Origin of the sequence: Oceanimonas marisflavi, from assembly GCF_003049725.1 — a bacterium.
GTDB classification, from domain to species: Bacteria; Pseudomonadota; Gammaproteobacteria; order Enterobacterales; family Aeromonadaceae; genus Oceanimonas; species Oceanimonas marisflavi.
The window spans coordinates 1-2,116 of record NZ_QAGM01000049.1 but is presented as its reverse complement, the minus strand read 5'-3'; the positions used below and the strand labels follow the sequence as shown (position 1 = coordinate 2,116).

The window sequence follows — 2,116 nt, the reverse complement described above, 5'->3', positions numbered from 1 at the left end:
AGCAAGCTACTCTCTGTTACCGCTCGACTTGCATGTGTTAGGCCTGCCGCCAGCGTTCAATCTGAGCCATGATCAAACTCTTCAATTAAAGATTTGATGCTCAATGAATATCTGAATTGCTGCTATTGCTAGTGCACTTCACAAATCATTGAAAAACAATATTTTTTGTTTCTCAATCGACTGCGAGTGCCCACACAGTTTGCTTGATAAATTGTTAAAGAGCGTTGACCGCTTTCGCTGGTCAGGACTGCGTATTCTACGCAATCCTTTTTGTTCGTCAAGCGTTGATTTGAACTTTATGTCGTTCGCTTTCAACCCTTGTGACCGTCGGCGTGTTCCGCCGTGTCAGTGAGGGCGCATTATAGGGAGCCGCGGATTTTGCGCAAGGGCTTTTTTGACAAAAATATGACTTTCGGCACCAAACGTTCATTAACCCAGCAAAAACACACATTAACCACAGAGTTATGCACATTCAAAAGGGTTGCGGCAGAGCGGCAGTATATTTTTTGTACGCTTTGTTCCTGATTGGAGGAAAGTCACGTCATCTATGAGACGGCAAACCGGTCAGGATGCCCGATTGAGGCTATGCTGTGATCGAGACGCCGGACTGCAACGGCGACGTGGTTTATTCTTTTTCATTTTTCGAGACGCGATCATCAATGAAAGTATTTCAGCAACCCGTTCCCATTCAGGCTGTACTGCTGGCCATACTGCTGGCTTTGCTGAGCCTGGCCCTTGTTGCCTGGGCGGTTTCTTCTTTTTACCTCGCTCTTTTCTTTGCCCTGGGTGTGATGCTGGGTGGCATAGTGGTGCCCTTGCTGGTACGACCGCCGGCCAGTGCAACCCTGGCGACCACCACACTGTATGTGGGCAACCTGCCCTATCGGGCCAATGAAGCCGCAGTCAGAAGCCTGTTTGAAGAACATGGTCAGGTATTGTCAGTACGACTGATGAAAGACAGGCAAACCGGCAAGCGCCGGGGATTTGGTTTTGTGGAGATGCCGACCGACGCGGCAGAAGCGGCCAGGGTGGCACTGAACGACACCGAGTTTCAGCAGCGCACCCTCAAGGTCAGGGAAGCCAACGAGCGCAAGGAAGACGATAGTGACAATGAGGCCGCTTCCTGACCCGGTTCAGATCACCAGACACTCCAGCGCCGCAAAGCCTTCTCTGGCAAAGGCGCCGGCCTGAGTCTTTGCCTTTTCGGTAAGCTCGGTGCAATAAAGCCGACCTGGCACGCTCTGCTGGTGCATCTGGCCGGCTGCCGGCGTCTGTAACAGCAGGCTGGCCACGCGTCGGGCGATGGCCTGGCCGGAATCCACCAGTTGCGCCCGGGGCAAACACTGGCTCAGTTCATCTGCCAGCAGCGGAAAATGGGTGCAGCCCAGTACCAGCGCATGAGGCCCGTCGTCACTTCGCCAAGGAGCCAGAATGCGGGTCAGCCGGATCATGTCGACGGCCTGGCCAGCCAGCTTGTCTTCCGCCATTTTTACCAGTTCGGTGGTGCCCAGCATGGACACGCGCATGTCGGCGGCAAAGCTTTGCACCAGCTCGGCGGTATAACTGCGGGACACTGTGCCCGGCGTCGCCAGCAGACCGATATGATTCAGCCCCTGTGAGCGACAGTAAGCCGCCGCCGGCTTGATGGCCGGCACCACGCCCACAACAGGTATATGCAGACGTTCCCGCAGGGCCGGCAATACATGAGTACTGGCGGTGTTGCAGGCGATCACCACAATATCGACGTTGTGGTCGGGCACAAAAGCGGTCAGCAACTCCAGCACCCGCTCCACCAGACGTGCCTCGCCCAGCTCGCCATAGGGAAAGCAGGCGTTGTCGAACAGGTAAAAGTACTGGTGTGCCGGCAGGGCCCGATGCACTTCCCGGTAGACGGAAAGGCCACCCATGCCGGAGTCGAAGATAAGAATGTTTGCCACTGACCGCCCTCGCTGTGCAAGGGCGACATAATAACGCCAACGGCTGAAAAAGATCGAGTAGGGTGAGGCGTTACCGCCTCATCCCTCTCACAGAACCGTACGTACGGACCTCGTATACGGCTCATGCCTACTTTTATTCAGCCTGTGGGCTGAACACATACCCTGTCCTGACCTCTTCA

2 protein-coding genes and 1 rRNA gene are annotated in these 2,116 nt (G+C 55.0%); 1 reads left to right on the top strand and 2 read right to left on the bottom strand.

All coding sequences use genetic code 11. The annotated features are described in order from the left end of the window. A 16S ribosomal RNA gene (locus DA373_RS15935) occupies window positions 1-88 on the bottom strand; the annotation flags it as partial. 571 nt (window positions 89-659) lie between these two features. On the opposite strand from DA373_RS15935, the gene DA373_RS15930 reads away from it, so the two are divergent. Beyond that, window positions 660-1,127, top strand: a complete 468-nt coding sequence (locus DA373_RS15930; RefSeq protein ID WP_107853252.1) for an RNA recognition motif domain-containing protein — start codon at window positions 660-662, stop codon at window positions 1,125-1,127. 6 nt (window positions 1,128-1,133) lie between these two features. Here DA373_RS15930 and murI read toward each other — a convergent pair whose 3' ends face one another. Next, window positions 1,134-1,937 (bottom strand): glutamate racemase, encoded by an 804-nt coding sequence (gene murI, locus DA373_RS15925; protein WP_107853251.1) that lies wholly within the window; start codon window positions 1,935-1,937, stop codon window positions 1,134-1,136. Window positions 1,938-2,116: the final 179 nt, after the last annotated feature.